Origin of the sequence: Brucella pituitosa, from assembly GCF_003049685.1 — a bacterium.
GTDB classification, from domain to species: domain Bacteria; phylum Pseudomonadota; class Alphaproteobacteria; order Rhizobiales; family Rhizobiaceae; genus Brucella; species Brucella pituitosa.
Genome location: NZ_PYSY02000003.1, coordinates 335503 through 352445, shown reverse-complemented (window position 1 = coordinate 352445; position 16943 = coordinate 335503). Strand labels below are relative to the sequence as shown.

Sequence of the window (16943 nt, the reverse complement as noted above, 5' to 3'; positions counted from 1 at the left end):
GGGCGTGCCACTCTTTCGTCGCCTGACCCGCAGGATCGAATTGACTGATGCGGGTCAAGCCTTCTTCAGCACCGTGACGCGGCTCTTGTCGGAACTAGCGCGTGAGGCGGAGGAGTTACGGCGACGAAGCGACACATCGCGACTTATCGTGAATTGTAGCGTTTCCTTTGCCAGCAAGTGGTTGACGCAGCGCCTTCACCGCCTGATCGCATCCTCTCCGGACCTTGATATCCATCTGGAAGTGACCGATGCACCCGTCGATTTCGCGACAAGCCACGTCGATGTGGCGTTACGCTATGGGGACGAGGATTATACTTTCGCCGCATCTGAGCGGTATCATGAACGAAACGGTCTCGCCGGTGTGTTCCCCCGATTATCGCGACAAGATGGGCGGGCTTGCTCTCATGGAAGAACTGACCAGATGTCAGCTCATCCACGAAATCGGCATGAACACGACATCGGAGAGCTGGTTTGCAATGATGGGACTGCCGTACCCTGGCGGGCGCGGCCCCGGATATAGCCACGGCAGCATGTCCATCGATGCAGCCGTCCGGGGAATGGGTGTTGCGCTCGGTCGTAGTGTACTTGTCGCGGAGGACCTTGCTGCCGGTCGCTTGATATCACTTTTCCCGGAAGCAAAGCTTGAAGTCGCATGGGGCTACGACCTGATTTACAGGATCGGCAATCAGGACCATCCCAAGGTGCGTGCGTTCCGACACTGGATTTTACGGGAAGTACGTGAGTTCACGCGGGGCATGGAACGGTAAAGCATCCGCTTTTTTCCGCGTGACGCAGCATGACCGTTTTCAACTCAGCAGCCACTGATCGAATTTATGCTGACGGATAATTCGGTGACGGCGGCGTCGCGAGGGTGATCAGATTACCGTCGGGGTCACGCACCTGTGCCAGCGTTGAGTAATCACCCGGGATGTCCTCACTCAGGACGATACCTACGCCCCGCAACCTTTCCCTTTCGGCAGCAACATCGTCGACAATCAGAAAGATTGCTCCTCGCTTGGCGATTTCATCATCCGTCGAAATTCCCACTCCGGCCTGACTGAACAACTCCCACTGTACCAGTGTGCCCATTGGTCTGTTATCCGGTCCGCGCCCGAACAGTTTCGTATACCAGGTTTCGGCAGCTGCAAGGTCCGCGGTCAGCAAAAACGTGTAAATCTTGTGCTGTGACATGCGCCTTCTCCGCAAATGGAAATGTCATTTCAGCCAGCCAGCCTAACATAAAGCGCTGCCGTGACCGAACGTCCCACTTGATCGGTTCCGGTTCAGCAGCGTGCAATGCGGCCAGGCAGCTGAGGAATGGACGCAGTAAATCACGTCACAAAGGGCATGATATCGATGCCATCGCCTGGAAACACCGTGATATGCGGATGGTCTTGGAACAGCTGTGCCGCAGCCTCGGCGGTTTCAGCTTCCACCACCAGATAGCCGCAAAACGGATTTTTGGCTTCCGCTATGCCCTGCTTCGTTACACGCGTTGTTTTCCCCACCATGCCGCCGCGATCAAGAATGATCCCAGCATTGCGTTCTTCCCATGCCATCCATTGGGCTATTCCCTTGGCATCGACCGCGTCCTGTTCTGCTTTTGACAGGCGTCGAAAGGCTGCGAGGTCTTCCGGATTGATCGTATAAACAGCCAGAAATCGGGGCATTGGCGTTCCTCCCTTGGCAATGCACGTTGTCACATTAGCTTTGCTGCGCGGAAATTGACACCGCGTCGATCCTGGCCAGGCGATGGCGTACCGCGTGGCATTGCGTGGGGCTGTCTCCCGATCGAGCGACAAGCAACGATACGGCAGTCGTTCCCTGATCCGGCAAAGATCGTTCAGGCGCCAATGTAACTGACTGCCAATCGCCGCCGGTCAATTCCCCTCCCCTCGCCGGTCTTGCCGTGACGGTGCGATTATCTGTTCATAAACTGACGCCGTCAATTCGCGCACCGCGCGGCGTGGTAATCTTTTCGGAGATCATTCCACGCGCCAACATGAGAATTCAAACCGACGGGCACACGCCACCACATTCCCGGTTCAACAGGGCGTTTATGTCTGGTCTGACCGAAATTTCAAGCAGCATAGGTAACCGGGGCAAATCTGGTGGCACTGCCTGATCAGCTTTAGGCTTCTGGTGCTATTATTCAGATTAGGAGTCAGGAACGACGATCACAATTTCAGTGCTCAGATAAGGCTTCCTGCCAATTTTGGCCGCCATAAAATAAGCCAAGCACAATAACTTCTTGCGCAGTGACATTGAACGCGATCGTTACTCTGCGTTCAAACCCAACGGTTCGCAGCCCTTCGCGTATATCGTTTCGCGAAGTGCCACGTTCAGAGGCGTAGTCGAAGCCGCGTATATAGTGCTCGAGCCTATCAATATATCCAAGCGCGGTATCAGGTGATGCTCTTTCGGCTATCCAATCATAAAGAGCCACAAGATCTGTTTCCGCTTCTGGAGATAAGACGACGGATCTGCAGATCACTTGCGAACTTTCACGCGTTCAGCATGTCGATTACGAACTGAGGCAAAGGCAGAATCAACGGTTACCGCACGGGATGGATCTGATTTCATCGCATCGTAAGATGCAGAAACCGCATTATTTAACCACCGTTCAATCACTTCATCCCGCTCTCTTAATGCTCGAATACCAGCACGAACAACCTCACTGACTGAAGCGTAATCACCGTTCCTGACTTTGGATTCGATGAAGGCTGCCTGCTCACTAGGCAGGCTAATCGTGCGTTTTTCGATGTTGGCCATTCTTCTTCTCCTCAGCAATGCATCAGGTCAGGTGTGAACAATTCATACCAGAACTTGAACTCAATGCAAAGGGCTCTTAAATTGATGCTGACATCGAACTACGCATTCCCTCCTGAGACAAAACCAAAAAGCCATTCTCTTTGCCAAAAGCATCTGCCCTGCATGCATTTCCAGAGTGCCAGTCAAGAATCTGGGGCGCTCCACTTGAAGGGACATAAACCTCCAGCATCCTTGCATATTTCGGTGATTCAGGGACACTCTCTTCAGTAATGTGCGGACACTGAATTCGGGTTCTTCCACACTTTTGGTGCAGCAGTGGGATTCAAAGATGAATCGAACAGATGCATAAGGTTAGAATTACAATCAGCCTTGTGATCGATCGAAAGAGACAACGAATTCTCGCAGACGCCCCAAAATTCAATAGCGCCGCCGTCCCGCACGGCGACGCCAGTTATAGTGAGTTCTTACTTCAGTTGATCCTGAACCTTATTGATGGCGGTAATTGCGCAGGCTTCATCAAACTGGCCACCGGGAGCACCACCGACACCGATTGCGCCAATCGTTACATCTCCAACCTTGACTGGAACGCCGCCAGCCAGAACTAAGAAGCCGTCGATAGATGCCAATTCAGCAGCGGCAGGATTTTTGGTAATGTTTTCTGCCATGGCACTCGTCGGCATGCGAGAGGACGAGGAAGTGTAAGCCTTCTGGCGGGCGGCTTCAGGTGTGTGAGCTCCTGCATTGTCGGCACGCAATAAGGCACGAAGCACACCGGCGCGATCGACCACGGCTGCGGCCACATTGTAGCCATCAGCTGCGCAAGCTGCGACAGCCTCGCGGGCGATGGTGCTGGCCAATTCCATTGGCATGTTCTTTTCGTCAAGGATCTGTGCGGATGCAGCCGTAGTCATGATGGCCGCAGCAGTAGCGGCTAGAAAAATGCGTTTCATAGTCGTATCTCCTTTTGAACTATTCCTTGAAAGTCTTCACTTTCTGATCACAGTTCTAAAGGTTGACTATCCCGCACGGAATCCGCGAATGCACGAAGCTGCGTAGGTAATTCTACTGAGACGCTGCCATGGTAAGGCGAACGAACTCTGCCACAGAACTGGTTTTTAGCTTCTCGGCAATATTAGCACGATGCGCGTCGATGGTGCGCGCTGAGATATCAAGCGCTCCAGCAATGTCCTTGCTGGCAAAGCCTTCGCACACAAGGTCAAACACTTCCCGTTCCCGAATTGTCAGGCTGGCGAGAAGATTATTGGCCTCCTGAGTTTCCAGGCGTGTCTGCAGTAGTGTCTGTGCCGAATGAATCGCGTCGAGTAGCACTTCCTCGTCAATCGGTTTGCTCAGAAAGTCGCTAATGCCTGCTTTAAACGCTCGGCGGCATGCGTTTACATCGCCATGACCGGTTATCATTACGGTTGGCCAGTCGATTCCGCGTTCGGTTAATTTCTGCTGAAGCTGTAGTCCGCTTATCAGTGGCATGCGCAAATCGAGCAACAATATTCCGGGACGTCGCTCGTCAATATGTGCTAGAAAAATTGTAGGGTCGGCAAATGTTTCAACCGACATTCCATAGGTCGCAAGCAGCAAAGAAAGCGCATCACGCACGGCTTCATCATCGTCAACCAGGTAGATAGTTGTCCCGTTCAAGTGCTAAGTTCCTTATTTTGAATGGGAAGCTTGACTATGAAACAGGCTCCTCCGTCTTTATTGTTATGCGCATCAATATGACCGCCGATACGTTCAACCAATGTCGAACATAAAGCCAGACCCAACCCCATCCCAGTTTCCTTTGTGGTGAAAAATGGCTCAAACAAACGTGGACGCAAATCTTCGGCAATGCCCGCCCCATTGTCCAGAATCCCGATCACGATATGATTTCCTTCCCGCGTCGTTGTGACTGTGATCCGCCCTTCTGCAACGCTCGCTTCTTGCAGACTATCGGCAGCATTTCGGACCAGATTGTAGAGAATCTGTTCCAGTTCAACCGGATCAGCCATTACAACCGGGAGATCCGGATTGAGTGCCAAATGCATGGTGATACCGCGCTGTTCCAGATCAGTTATCAGAAGTTCCACGGTGTCATGGATGATGCTGTTAACAACGACACCGATCGGCTCGGGTGGGCGATTGCTGATATAGTCACGCATACGTTTGAGCATGTCACCGGCGCGCCTTGCCTCACGCACATTTGCAGCCATGGCCTTCTTTAAAAGGACGTTGTCGATGCCTGACTGTTCGATAAGGCGTTCGGCTGCACGGCTTTGGCTCATCAGCGCGGTCAGGGGTTGTGCCAGTTCATGCGCAATTCCGGACGCCAGTTCACCCATTGAATTGACTCTTGCAGCATGTGCAAGACGGGTTTCGCGCGCAAGGGCTATGCTGCGTTGTTCGGCCATATCCGCAGAGTTTTTCAAACGACGAACTTCACGCCTGTGTTGCAAACTATACCCCAAAAGCAAAAGAACAACGAGGCTGATGATTGATACCATAGCGAGCGAGATCACATCGACAAGGTCCGCAGGAGAGACGGGCCGCTCCATTGTGAGTTGAAGCGGTTGCGACTGGCTGTCGATCATTCGACTGAACCGTGGCGACGTTATCCAGTCCGACGGTTGCTGCACTGCTTCTTGTTCCATTATAACCGCGTCATCGAGTGATAGTCTGACGTTTGCCCAGGCAGGCAGCTCGTCCAAATCAATAAGCTGTTTGGGATTGACACGCATGATGAGCGCCAAAGCCGGGTTTGTATCCTTCAGCTTTTTGGCTAACAGGTATTCCAGTGTAGAAAATGGGCTTAGATAGCTTTTGACTTCGCCCGCCCTCTGCACAAAAATTTCCCTGCTAAGTGAGTTGTAATTTGGTGGGGCTGCATCGCCAGGAGTTGACAAAACCTGCCGCACCTCTGCCGTGGCTGAGGCGTCGCGCCACATTATCTCGATTTCCTGAATAGTTTTGATGCGGGGATAGAAGCGGATGATACTATCGCTGACTTGCGAAAACAGCTGTGCGGACATGCTTTTATTCGCGAGAGCAAGCGAGGCCAAAGTTGTCATATGAGCATCGTGCTGTGCGACTTGTTGCGAAATTGTGCGATGTAGAAGAAAGCCTGCTTCATTAAGTTCGCTGGTCGCGCGTTTCAAAGATACATTGATAGACAGTGTCAGATAAATCGCAATGCATGTAAACCAGATAGCAAGAACGCCAGCTATCCATTCTAGCCGAGGGTGATTATATCTTGTCACTAATGCACCTCTCACAAGCCTCTATGTGTCAGTATTGGACATACAGAAAACCGCCCTTCCAGGTTCGCCTGTATGCAAATATTCATAGCACCATTGTTCACGGACACATAAGCAAACCTGACCGCGCCGCAAGTGTGGGTCTTCATTGGAAAATAACGGCGGAAGCGCAAACGAAATCACATAAACCGAACGCATGTTCTGTAGAATAATGATTTGAAGAAGAAAATGATGGAGAAGGTGTGCTCGAATCCACGAATGGTTTGCCCTGGTTAACGTCTCAAATTTAATGGTAATCGCTTTATATTTTTCAACTTTATACAGAAAGCCATCGTAGATGGGATGACGTCAAACAAAGTGAACTACGATCTACTCTCACCCAACAGTCAGCATACAACGCGACAGAATTAACTGTCGCGCTATTTCTGCCCAAGGAAAGCATCCCACGAGAGATTCTATATTAGAATATGATCACTGAACAATGCGATCGGTCAGTAAATAATTCTTGTATCAGTAAAACGCAGGAATGTTCACACTATTAGCGTCAATTGTCGCATAAAGCGCATGCGCGGCAATTTAAATATTGATTACTTTACTCATGTTTACTTTTACTTGGAATTGTGACTGAATGCTAATGCAGGCTGATTTTTGAGGGAGAAGATCGTGCCAGTTACTGCTTCACAGCAAGTGAACGAAAGAGATAAACGCTTCCGTCGGGAACTTCTTATGTTCCTTGTACTTGCATTTGGCATATGGCCAATTGTGGCCGTCGGGGTGGTCGGCGGCTATGGCTTCATCGTCTGGATGTTTCAACTCATCTACGGGCCTCCCGGTCCGCCAGCGCATTGAAGGTGGGAGACAGGCATGGCTCAGGTGTTGTCCAGGCGTAGTTTAATCTTCGGGCGAAGGAAAGCCGATCTTATCTTCCCGCCTGGCGTCAAACGTTCGGACCTCGGAGCCTGCACCGGTTGCAACGCCTGTGTGGAACATTGCCCAACCGGGATCATTCAACTCATTGATGACAAACCTTCGCTGAACTTTGGTCACGGCGAATGTACTTTTTGCGGTGTTTGCGCCGAAAACTGTCCCGAACCGGTCTTCACCAACGGCGTCGCCACAGGCTTTGATCACGTCGTTTCCATTGCACCCTCGTGTCTACCGTTTCAACGTGTCGATTGTCAGGCCTGTCGTGACAGTTGCCCTGCTGCCGCGATCAGCTTTCGCCCCGTGCGGGGCGGACCGTTCATACCCGAGCTTGCATCAGAAATCTGCACAGGGTGCGGTGCTTGTATTGCCGCCTGTCCCGTCGGTGCTGTCACGGCGACACCCAGAAATAGGGAGGCAACTTATGCCTGATGCAAAACGCCACCACATTTCCAGCGCTGTCATTGTTGGTAAACCCAATCATCTCGACGTCATACTCGCTGCTCTTGTCAGTTTCGATAACGTTGAGGTTCATGGTGTCGACATGGGCAAGATTGTCATTGTCATTGAGGGGGCGTCGACTGGTGTATTGGGGGATACCTTAATGCGCATCTCACTTCTTGAGGGTGTGATTGCGGCAAACATGGTTTTCGAACATGTCGAAATGGAAAAGGAAGAGTTGTATGGGCAGCGAACTGACGCGACGTGACCTTCTGAAGGCCCAGGCTGCCAGCGTTGCTGCAATGGCGGCAGGCATTGCGCTACCCGCCGTTGCCCAACCAGTGCCCGGAGGAGTGAGCGCGCTGGAAATCAAATGGGACAAGGCCCCCTGCCGCTTTTGTGGCACCGGCTGCGGTGTCATGGTAGGCGTTAAGGAGGGCAAGGTCGTTGCAACCCATGGTGATATGCAAGCGGAGGTCAATCGCGGTCTCAATTGTATTAAGGGCTATTTTCTGTCGAAGATCATGTACGGTGCCGACCGCCTGACCTCCCCGCTCCTGCGGAAGCGAAACGGCATCTATGCAAAAGACGGAGACTTTGAACCCATTACCTGGGAGGAGGCCTTCGATGTTATGGCTGAACAATGCAAGAAAGTGCTGAAGGAGAAGGGGCCTACTGCGGTCGGCATGTTTGGTTCGGGCCAGTGGACCATCTTCGAGGGCTATGCTGCGACCAAGCTTATGCGCGCCGGCTTCCGTTCAAATAATCTCGATCCGAATGCCCGTCACTGCATGGCGTCTGCAGCTTACGCGTTTATGCGCACTTTCGGTATGGACGAGCCGATGGGCTGTTACGATGATTTCGAGCATGCCGACGCTTTCGTGCTTTGGGGTTCCAACATGGCCGAGATGCATCCAATTCTATGGACGCGCATTGCTGATCGGCGGCTCGGCAATGAGCACGTGCGGGTTGCGGTGCTCTCGACCTTTACACACCGCAGTATGGACCTTGCCGATATTCCTATGGTCTTCAAGCCAGGCACAGATCTGTATATTCTCAATTATATAGCGAACCATATTATTCAATCGGGGCGAGTGAATGAGGATTTCGTGCGCAATCACACGAAATTTGTGCGCGGGGTAACCGATATCGGGTACGGCTTGCGACCGGACAATCCGATTGAAGTTAATGCAGCCAATTCGTCCGATCCAGGTCAGACGGAGGCGATTGATTTTGAGACCTTCAAGGCGTTCGTCTCCGAATACACGCTGGAAAAGACCGCCAGCATGACCGGCGTCGATAAGGGGTTTCTCGAACAACTTGCTGAACTTTACGCCGATCCGAAAATAAAGGTCATGTCGCTCTGGACGATGGGATTCAACCAGCATGTTCGTGGCGTCTGGGCCAATCAAATGGTCTATAACATCCATCTGTTGACCGGAAAAATCTCGGAGCCCGGCAATAGTCCTTTCTCATTGACCGGTCAGCCATCCGCCTGCGGCACAGCGCGCGAGGTTGGTACGTTTGCTCACAGGCTACCGGCTGATATGACGGTAACCAATCCTGAACACCGCAAACACGCAGAAGAGATTTGGCGCGTACCTCGCGGAGTCATCCCTGAGAAGCCGGGTTACCACGCAGTCGAACAAGATCGAATGCTCAAGGACGGTAAGCTCAATTTTTATTGGGTCCAAGTTAACAATAACGTTCAGGCTGGCCCGAACACCAGCAACGAGACGTGGCAAGGATATCGGAACCCTGAAAACTTCATTGTTGTGTCCGATGCTTATCCAACGATCACAGCAATGAGTGCCGATCTCATCCTTCCCGCCGCCATGTGGGTAGAGAAGGAAGGTGCTTACGGCAACGCTGAGCGCCGCACACATGTCTGGCATCAACTGGTTCAAGCGCCAGGCGAAGCACGCTCTGACCTCTGGCAGATGGTCGAATTTTCGAAGCGCTTTACGACCGACGAAGTTTGGCCAGCAGAGATGCTTGCAGCCAATCCTGACTACAAAGGCAAAACCCTTTATCAGGTGTTGTTCGCGGAGAGCGATGTCGCAAAATTCCCTATCAGTGAAGTGAAGCCAGACCACGCCAACAATGAAGCTCAACAATTTGGTTTCTACATTCAGAAGGGCCTCTTTGAGGAATATGCGTCCTTCGGACGGGGACACGGCCATGACCTCGCACCATACGATACCTATCACGACGTACGGGGACTGCGTTGGCCGGTTGTGGATGGTAAGGAAACGTTGTGGCGTTATCGGGAGGGCTATGATCCCTACGTCAAACCTGGGGAAGGCGTGAAATTCTACGGCAACAACGACGGCAGAGCGACAATCATTGCAGTGCCCTACGAACCTCCGGCCGAATCTCCAGATGACGAATTCAACCTTTGGCTTGTCACCGGTCGAGTACTCGAACACTGGCACTCCGGTTCCATGACCATGCGGGTTCCAGAACTTTATCGTGCGTTTCCCGGAGCACGATGTTTTATGAATGCCGACGACGCACGCAAGCGTGGCATCAACCAGGGTGCGGAAGTGCGCATTGTTTCCCGTCGCGGAGAAATCCGTTCCCGCGTTGACACGCGCGGCCGAAACCGTATGCCGCCAGGGGTGATTTTCGTGCCCTGGTTCGATGCCAGCCAGCTTATTAACAAGGTGACCCTCGACGCGACGGACCCCATCTCCAAACAGACGGATTTCAAAAAATGCGCAGTCAAAATCCTGCCCGTCGCTTGACGAAACGGCCAAAATTTCTCGCATTTACTGTCGGCTTCGCTGTGTTCATTGCAACTGTGGCAATCGCTCAGGTGATGCAGCAGACGGTTCCCCAGCTCGAGGGGCCAATTCCGTCGATGACAACTGGTGCTGCGGCCCCGATTCCAAAGTGGATTGTCGATGACCTGCGCAAGATGCGCAACTATCCTGATCAGCCCCCAATCATTCCGCATTCGATTGATGGATATCAGCTTTCCGTAAACGCAAACCGCTGTCTATCGTGCCATAAGCGTGAGTTCACACAGGATTCAGGCGCACCGATGATCAGTGTCACGCATTATATGACCCGGGACGGTCAGATGATTGCTGATGTGTCACCGCGGCGTTATTTCTGTACCGCATGTCATGTGCCCCAGGCGGATGTCCGTCCACTGGTCAACAATATTTTCAAAGACATGAGTGAACTAGGCTTCAAACCAGCGGGGAGCGAATGACGTGGTGACATGGATCCGTAAGCTGCTTCTAACGGTGTGGCGATTGTTGAGTACGCCTGCGGCGACATTGAGCCTGGGTTTTCTCACACTGGGAGGATTCATTGGGGGCGTTATGTTCTGGGGTGCCTTCAACACTGCGCTTGAGGTAACCAATACAGAGGCGTTCTGCACCTCCTGTCACGAGATGCGTGACAACGTTTACCAGGAGCTTACCACCACGGTCCATTTTTCTAACCGCTCCGGTGTTCGCGCGAGCTGTCCGGATTGCCATGTTCCACATCAATGGACCGACAAAATCGCACGTAAAATGCAGGCCTCGAAGGAGGTCTGGGCGAAACTGTTCGGAAAGATCGATACGCGCCCCAAGTTCCTCGAGCACAGGCTGGAGCTTGCCAAGCACGAATGGGCACGACTAAAAGCGAACGACAGTTTGGAATGCCGTAACTGTCACTCGTCGGTAGCGATGGACCTGCAGAAACAGACCCCGCGCGCTGCCGAAATCCATACACGTTATCTGCTGTCAGGCAAGGCAACCTGCATCGACTGTCACAAAGGCATTGCACACGAACTGCCAAATATGCAGGGCATCGATCCGGGCTGGAGAATGCCCCGGGAGCTAGAGGACCAAAACACGTCGCAAATAACTACGCCTATCGATGACCTCCAGCGAGCGATGCTCGATTTTCACGCGGTTGGTGGGATGGATGATCCTCTGCCTCAATAGACATGGTGAGGGTTCTGATCAGGACAGAATATTATGTGGGGATCTCCTCTATCCACGCGATAGCTTTCATATATATGGGGTTCGGTTGCAAAGATTTGTTTGATACGGCGCACGCCCAGCGTTAGGGCGTGCTCTGCGTGGAACCCGTTTTTGCAACACGATCCCCGCCTAGCTCAGTGACAATCAAATTTTTGCAACCTAACCTTACCACTTCACCTTGAAGCCAACACTCCCCTTGAGGGCATAACTGCTGGCGAAGTGATTGAGGGAGGTGTTGATGGAGCCATCGCTGAAAACGCATATTTGTTGTTTGCCCAGGCATATGTACCACCAGCGCCAATCCCCGCCCAGACTCGGTTATTGTCGGCGTCGAAATCAATACCGGACACATTGACCGTCGTACCGCCAAGAAATGCCTGATAGACATTGGCAAGATTTTGTCGCAAGTTTTTCGGCAGGTCGGAAGCGTGCGTATATCCGAGCGCAGTTATGCTGCGAGCTCGGCAAATATCTGGAATGGCGAGCGGTTGTCATTGGCGAACTGGTTCTTACGGATCATATGGACCACTTCGATCCCCGCAAGGCTGGCCGATGCGGAATGGAGGACTTTGAAGCCCATCATCGGTTTTGTAATCCGTTTGATAAAGCGATGATCCTGCTCCAGGATATTATTGAGGTATTTGATCTGATGGACTTCCATGATGTCGCCCGTTCCGGTGAATTTCAGGATTGTGTTCATTGCCTGTAAACCAGCCAGATTGGCTCCGCTCTTGTCGATGACCACCTTCCGCGGAACGCCGTTGCTTGCGATGGCCTTTTTAAAGAACCGCCGCGCTGCAGCCAGATCCTGGCGTTCAGACAGCATGAAATCAAGCGTTTGGCCGTCGCGATCAACCGCGCGATACAAATAAGTCCATTTGCCCTTCACCTTGATATAGGTCTCGTCAACACGCCAGGAGCGGGCCGTGCGGCACTTGCGCAGCTGAGCCTGAGCGGCGATCTGAGGAGAGTAACGAATGAGCCATCGGTTCAAAGTTGCGTGGTCGACGCAGACGCCGCGTTCAGCCAGTATTTCTTGAAGGTCACGATAAGAGACGGGGTAGCGCACGTAAAAGAAGATGGCGTGCAGGATGACGCTTTTAGGAAAATGCGCCCCTTTGAAATCAACCGTCATCCGCTTCCGCCTCACTCAATTACAAACACTGACTGGGGCATAGCTTGGCAGGAGTAAAAAGTTTGCGACAGAACCATTCACGTGATGAGGCATGTGCTCCGGCAGGTAAGGCCGACCTGATACCTGCAGCTGTATGTAGGCTTGGTATCCGGCTAAATACTGTGGAGCGTGCTAAATTATCGCTCAGCCAAACGGAGCGATATTTTTGCTGGAGGTGAATGAGGCGATCGGATCCATCGACGCCTTTTTCTATCTAACAAGTTCGCGTGTAGCGCACAGGTTTGTTTGCGTAGCCGCATTTTTGCAGACAGCAACGTAATCAGATAATCTCGCCAATGGCGGGACGATTACGGCGTGGCTTCTCCAAGCGCGACAAATGGCTATTCTTAACATTTTGGCGGTTTCGAAACATCTATTAGCAGACTTGCAAACACTTAAGCAGACTATATTAATATATTAAATTGATTCTCGAGTTACCTGGTATCAATGGTTTTCGTGTTTGGGGGAGCATCGATTGCGTGATGACCACATGGGGATGTCTGTCGCCATTCCAAGGCTTGGCGCGTGCAAGAAAGCACTATTGAGTTCCATTTTCTTTAATCCTGCGACCTTGGCCGTAGCGATGACGACGTTGTCGCCCTCCTCGCAGGCGCTGGCGCAATGCGCTCCATCGGCACCGGCATCCGTTAGTATTTCTTCCGGCAGTTGCTCGGATCCAGCTCTCACCACGCGAGAAAGCGCTAATGTTGCGCCGGTGATCGACGTCTCAGGCACCGGCAGCTATAGTGGCACCTCTGTTTTACTAACAGCTACTGGCAGCGGTCACGGTGTGCGTGCGAGTGGTAAAGGTACTGCTAACTTGATCGGCACCTCCTCAGATGCTGTTTCTGAGATAACCACCAACGGCACGGGCGGTCACGGCCTCCACGCCGAGGCAGGCGGGGTGATTACAGGAAACTATACTACGGTCACCATCTATGGCACCAACGCTTATGGCATCAGCGCAGTTGGAGCCAATAGCAGCGTCACGCTGACCGATAGTTCCGTGTCCACCGTCCTGGACAACGCGCACGGAGCCTACGCAGTAGGTGGCGGAATAATCACGCTCACCCGCACCGATCTCACAATCTACGGCACGGCCGCCTCTGCCGCATTTGCAGATGTCGGGGGGGCGATCACTCTCAATTATCTAAATACGTTCAGCTTTGGCGACAATGCACCGGGCGCGGCAGCTTCCGGCGTCGGCAGTAATCTCATCCTCAATAATGGCTATATAAACGGCTACGGAAGTGGTGGCGCTGTTCTATTCGCTACTGGTGGGGGAACAGTCACCATGGGTGGCGGCGCTATCGCCTCCGGCGATTATTATGGCGGCACAATCAATAGCGACGCTCCTGGCATGCTTGCTCGCGGCGTTGACAGCAGCATTGTTGTTCGTGATGGTGCCAGTACCGCCACTTATGGCGCAAACAGCCAAGGTGTATGGGCTGATGCCGGAGGCAGCATCGATTTCGCCGGTTATGGCATTTTCACCTACCAACCCAATTCGACCGGCTCAGAGGCAAGCGGTGCATACAGTACGGTCATATTAACCAACACCATAGTCCGGACGTCCGGTCCGTCCAGCGCAGGTCTGCTCGTCACCGATGCTGGCACGATCACCGTAACTGGAACAGAAATCACAACAGGTTTCACCCTGACTGGCAGCAATCCCCCTGTCCTTCAATTCCCGGCGGCAGAGGTGGGGCTGGAGAGCCACGGCGCGGATGTAATCGGGACAGGCAGCGAACTGCATGCCCAGAACGCGACTATCACTACTATTGGCGATGGGAGCATCGGCGTTCGTGTCAGTCAGGGTGCGACGGCCGTGATCACGGGTGGCACAATAACAACAAAGGGTGGTGATAGCGCCACATTCGGTGGTGCCGATGGTGTCCGTTCGACCGACGCTGGCAGCACGATCACCTTGACCGGCACCAAAGTCACCACGCAAAAAACTAACGCCATCGGCCTGCACTCAATGGCAGGCGGCAGCATCACCGCTTCTAATGCAACCGTTGCCACAATGGGCAGTGCAGCGCACGGTCTCGCATCAGCCAATGGCGGTACGCTCACCGCATCCGGCTCCACAATCGCAGTAAATGGCTCGGGATCATCTGCTGTTTACCTTGCCGGAAGTGCGCCGAGCACCGTGTCGTTCTCGGGCGGCAGTCTCAGCGCCGCAAATGGTCCAATCATCCTTGCCGAGGGAGGCGTCGGCACTATCTCGATCAATGGCAACACAACTATTAAGCCAGCTGTGGTCAACGGACAGCTCTTGCTGGCAAAAGTGACCGAGGATGCAGCAGGTGCGTCAAGCAACCTGATACTCAATATCAACGGCATTTCGTCGCTTACGGGTGACATCGTCGTGGACCCTTCGACGCTCACATATAATCTCAGCAACAGCCGGTGGACCGGCAATCTTATGCTCGTCGGTGCTGGCAATACTGTCAGCGCCAGCCTGACTACCTCTCAATGGACGGGTGACCTGCTGGCCGACACTGGCAACACTGCAGATCTGTCATTGGCGCAGGACAGCCTGTGGACCGGATTGGCCAGAAACGCGACGGATATCACGATTGATGCTAACAGTATCTGGAACGTCACCGGCCATTCCAACGCAACCGATGCGGTTGCCAATAGCGGTCTGATCCAGTTCCTGCCACGATCAAATACCTACACCACCCTGACAGTCGGCAGCTACAGCGGTAGCGCAGGTAGCCGGATTGGCTTCAACACCTATCTTGGCGCTGACAATTCGCCGAGCAATCTGTTGGTGATCAATGGCGGCCAAGCCGGCGGCACGACATCGGTACTTGTCAACAATACCGGCGGTCCGGGAGAGCAGACTACAGCCGACGGCATCAGGCTGGTGCAGGTGACAAATGGCGGCACCACCACGAACGACGCTTTCACGCTCGGCCAGCGGGTGACTGCGGGCGCTTACGAGTACCAGCTTTTCCGCGGTGGTCGCACAGATTCGAACGACTGGTTCCTCCGGTCCCACATCATCGACACACCGACAGCCCCCGCGACGGAAGGACCGGAAATTCCGCTCTATCGCCCGGAAGTCGCGCTTTATGCGCCAATCCCTGCTATAGCGCGGCAAATGGGTCTTGCCACCCTGGGCACACTACATGAGCGTGTCGGCGAGGAGGAAAACCTGCGAGGAGTGCCGCAATCGCGGACTTACGTGAACGGCGCCTGGGGACGGATGTTCGGAGAGCACTTCAGCAACCGATGGGGCGGTTCGGTCGATGCTAGCGCGAAAGGTGATCTGACCGGCTTCCAGACGGGCCTCGACATTCTGCGGCGGACAACGGACAGTGGCCACCGTGACCATGCTGGTCTGTACTTCGCCTATTCGAACTATGATTCGAGCTCGGTGCGCGGCTTTGCACAAGGAACGCAAGACCTGGGCGTGGGCGAACTGACGCTGAAAGGCCCATCGCTCGGAGCCTATTGGACGCATTTTGCACCGAGCGGCTGGTATGTCGATGCGGTCGTACAGGGAAGCTGGTACGACGCGGATGCGGTATCGGCTTACAACGCTAGCCTCACCACAAATACAACCGGATATACGGCATCGCTCGAAGCAGGCTATCCGATCCGCTTTGGTGAGGATGATCGTTGGCTGATCGAACCGCAAGCACAGATCGTCTATCAGTACATGTCGGTGGACGGGTCACACGATCAATATTCGAGAGTGGATTGGGATGCAGGGAGAGCCTGGACCGGTCGGCTTGGCGCAAGATTGCAATATTTAACCCGAGATGAGCGCGGAACATTGTGGCAGCCCTATGCGCGGTTCAATCTCTGGCATTCCTTCTCAGGCAATGACACCGTGTTCTTTGGACCATCCTCACCCGCGATTGAGAACAGCTTCGGCGACACAGCGCTTGAGATCGGCGGCGGCCTCACGGTGCGTCTAAAGGAGAATGTGAGCCTGTACGGTCAGGCCAGCTACCGCTGGTCTCCCGATAGTGGGCGCAGTAACCAAACAGCAACGGCAGGCACCTTCGGCATCCGTTTCGATTGGTGATTGTAACTAGGATTCCAGATGCCGGTTGCAAACAGCCACTGATTTCCAGTCCCAATCGTCGCCGCTCAATTCCAATTCCCCCTCCCCCCCCGCCTGTCCCACGGTGGCGTTGTGATAATCTGTTCCCAAGCTGACGTCGGCATTTCGCGCGATGCGCACCGTGTTATTCTTTTGGCGAGCATTCAGACACAGCATCGCCGCCCGTGTGCTCTCGAATTGTACTCGGGGCAAATTGGTTGGCGTATTTCTGATTTAGAGTTCAAGTCTAGAACAAAGACCATCAAACTCAATTCCAAATCGACCAAAATGGTGCGCTTCGGGTAGCCTCTACAAAAGTGGCGAACTGGTCTCGGAGA

16 protein-coding genes and 1 pseudogene are annotated in these 16943 nt (G+C 53.3%); 8 read left to right on the top strand and 9 right to left on the bottom strand.

Features of this window, described 5'->3' with window-relative positions; genetic code table 11:
• Positions 1-338 precede the first annotated feature (338 nt).
• Positions 339-767, top strand: a complete 429-nt coding sequence (locus C9380_RS28570) for a LysR substrate-binding domain-containing protein (RefSeq protein WP_345772264.1) — start codon at positions 339-341, stop codon at positions 765-767.
• A 64-nt stretch (positions 768-831) separates the two neighbouring features.
• On the opposite strand, the gene C9380_RS21920 is transcribed toward C9380_RS28570, so the two are convergent.
• The 7 genes from C9380_RS21920 to C9380_RS21890 form a co-directional block, all read right to left on the bottom strand.
• Positions 832-1191: a VOC family protein gene (locus C9380_RS21920; protein WP_128094664.1), complete on the bottom strand. Its 360-nt coding sequence runs from the start codon at positions 1189-1191 to the stop codon at positions 832-834.
• Positions 1192-1331: 140 nt separating this feature from the next.
• Positions 1332-1670, bottom strand: a complete 339-nt coding sequence (locus tag C9380_RS21915) for a hypothetical protein (protein WP_128094663.1) — start codon at positions 1668-1670, stop codon at positions 1332-1334.
• A 515-nt stretch (positions 1671-2185) separates the two neighbouring features.
• The gene (locus C9380_RS21910) at positions 2186-2494 is read right to left on the bottom strand and encodes a type II toxin-antitoxin system RelE/ParE family toxin (RefSeq protein ID WP_128094662.1); all 309 of its coding nucleotides are present in this window, start codon (positions 2492-2494) and stop codon (positions 2186-2188) included.
• Positions 2491-2772, bottom strand: coding sequence for a type II toxin-antitoxin system ParD family antitoxin (locus tag C9380_RS21905; protein ID WP_128094661.1), 282 nt, complete (start codon positions 2770-2772; stop codon positions 2491-2493). The genes C9380_RS21910 and C9380_RS21905 overlap by 4 nt, the downstream gene beginning before the upstream one ends.
• 464 nt (positions 2773-3236) lie before the next feature.
• Positions 3237-3722 carry a GlcG/HbpS family heme-binding protein gene (locus C9380_RS21900; protein WP_105534998.1) on the bottom strand — a complete coding sequence of 162 codons (486 nt, stop codon included), beginning with the start codon at positions 3720-3722 and terminating at the stop codon, positions 3237-3239.
• 112 nt (positions 3723-3834) lie between these two features.
• Positions 3835-4428, bottom strand: a complete 594-nt coding sequence (locus C9380_RS21895) for a response regulator transcription factor (protein ID WP_128094660.1) — start codon at positions 4426-4428, stop codon at positions 3835-3837.
• Positions 4425-5795 carry a sensor histidine kinase gene (locus C9380_RS21890; RefSeq protein WP_164844712.1) on the bottom strand — a complete coding sequence of 457 codons (1371 nt, stop codon included), beginning with the start codon at positions 5793-5795 and terminating at the stop codon, positions 4425-4427. The genes C9380_RS21895 and C9380_RS21890 overlap by 4 nt, the downstream gene beginning before the upstream one ends.
• 912 nt (positions 5796-6707) lie before the next feature.
• Here C9380_RS21890 and napE point away from each other — a divergent pair.
• Genes napE through C9380_RS21860 form a run of 6 tightly spaced genes read left to right on the top strand, consistent with a single transcriptional unit; the run spans position 6708 to position 11329 of the window.
• Positions 6708-6869 (top strand): periplasmic nitrate reductase, NapE protein, encoded by a 162-nt coding sequence (napE, locus tag C9380_RS21885; protein ID WP_374844475.1) that lies wholly within the window; start codon positions 6708-6710, stop codon positions 6867-6869.
• A 15-nt stretch (positions 6870-6884) separates the two neighbouring features.
• Positions 6885-7376, top strand: coding sequence for a ferredoxin-type protein NapF (napF, locus tag C9380_RS21880; protein WP_128094658.1), 492 nt, complete (start codon positions 6885-6887; stop codon positions 7374-7376).
• The gene (locus tag C9380_RS21875) at positions 7369-7653 is read left to right on the top strand and encodes a chaperone NapD (protein WP_105534994.1); all 285 of its coding nucleotides are present in this window, start codon (positions 7369-7371) and stop codon (positions 7651-7653) included. The genes napF and C9380_RS21875 overlap by 8 nt, the downstream gene beginning before the upstream one ends.
• Positions 7628-10132, top strand: coding sequence for a periplasmic nitrate reductase subunit alpha (gene napA, locus C9380_RS21870; RefSeq protein WP_105534993.1), 2505 nt, complete (start codon positions 7628-7630; stop codon positions 10130-10132). The genes C9380_RS21875 and napA overlap by 26 nt, the downstream gene beginning before the upstream one ends.
• Complete coding sequence (locus C9380_RS21865; protein WP_128094657.1) at positions 10102-10605, top strand: nitrate reductase cytochrome c-type subunit; 504 nt, start codon at positions 10102-10104, stop codon at positions 10603-10605. The genes napA and C9380_RS21865 overlap by 31 nt, the downstream gene beginning before the upstream one ends.
• A gap of 4 nt (positions 10606-10609) precedes the next feature.
• On the top strand, positions 10610-11329 hold the full coding sequence (locus tag C9380_RS21860; RefSeq protein WP_105535256.1) for a cytochrome c3 family protein: 720 nt from the start codon (positions 10610-10612) through the stop codon (positions 11327-11329).
• Positions 11330-11533: 204 nt separating this feature from the next.
• On the opposite strand, the pseudogene C9380_RS27740 reads toward C9380_RS21860, so the two are convergent.
• Positions 11534-11763: pseudogene (locus C9380_RS27740) on the bottom strand (hypothetical protein); the annotation flags it as partial.
• A 53-nt stretch (positions 11764-11816) separates the two neighbouring features.
• A complete protein-coding gene (locus tag C9380_RS21850) occupies positions 11817-12503 on the bottom strand; it encodes an IS6 family transposase (RefSeq protein WP_128094656.1) in 687 nt (228 codons plus the stop codon).
• A gap of 514 nt (positions 12504-13017) precedes the next feature.
• On the opposite strand from C9380_RS21850, the gene C9380_RS21845 reads away from it, so the two are divergent.
• Positions 13018-16587, top strand: coding sequence for an autotransporter outer membrane beta-barrel domain-containing protein (locus C9380_RS21845; RefSeq protein WP_128094655.1), 3570 nt, complete (start codon positions 13018-13020; stop codon positions 16585-16587).
• The last annotated feature ends 356 nt before the right edge of the window (positions 16588-16943 follow it).

Bases quoted from the DNA above. Each gene is read 5' to 3' on its own strand.
- napF (WP_128094658.1), top strand. From the start codon at position 6,885: ATGGCTCAGGTGTTGTCCAGGCGTAGTTTAATCTTCGGGCGAAGGAAA.
- C9380_RS21865 (WP_128094657.1), top strand. From the start codon at position 10,102: ATGCGCAGTCAAAATCCTGCCCGTCGCTTGACGAAACGGCCAAAATTT.
- C9380_RS21890 (WP_164844712.1), bottom strand. From the start codon at position 5,795: ATGTCCGCACAGCTGTTTTCGCAAGTCAGCGATAGTATCATCCGCTTC.
- C9380_RS21905 (WP_128094661.1), bottom strand. From the start codon at position 2,772: ATGGCCAACATCGAAAAACGCACGATTAGCCTGCCTAGTGAGCAGGCA.
- C9380_RS21850 (WP_128094656.1), bottom strand. From the start codon at position 12,503: ATGACGGTTGATTTCAAAGGGGCGCATTTTCCTAAAAGCGTCATCCTG.
- C9380_RS21900 (WP_105534998.1), bottom strand. From the start codon at position 3,722: ATGAAACGCATTTTTCTAGCCGCTACTGCTGCGGCCATCATGACTACG.
- C9380_RS21875 (WP_105534994.1), top strand. From the start codon at position 7,369: ATGCCTGATGCAAAACGCCACCACATTTCCAGCGCTGTCATTGTTGGT.
- C9380_RS28570 (WP_345772264.1), top strand. From the start codon at position 339: ATGAACGAAACGGTCTCGCCGGTGTGTTCCCCCGATTATCGCGACAAG.
- C9380_RS21920 (WP_128094664.1), bottom strand. From the start codon at position 1,191: ATGTCACAGCACAAGATTTACACGTTTTTGCTGACCGCGGACCTTGCA.
- napA (WP_105534993.1), top strand. From the start codon at position 7,628: ATGGGCAGCGAACTGACGCGACGTGACCTTCTGAAGGCCCAGGCTGCC.
- C9380_RS21915 (WP_128094663.1), bottom strand. From the start codon at position 1,670: ATGCCCCGATTTCTGGCTGTTTATACGATCAATCCGGAAGACCTCGCA.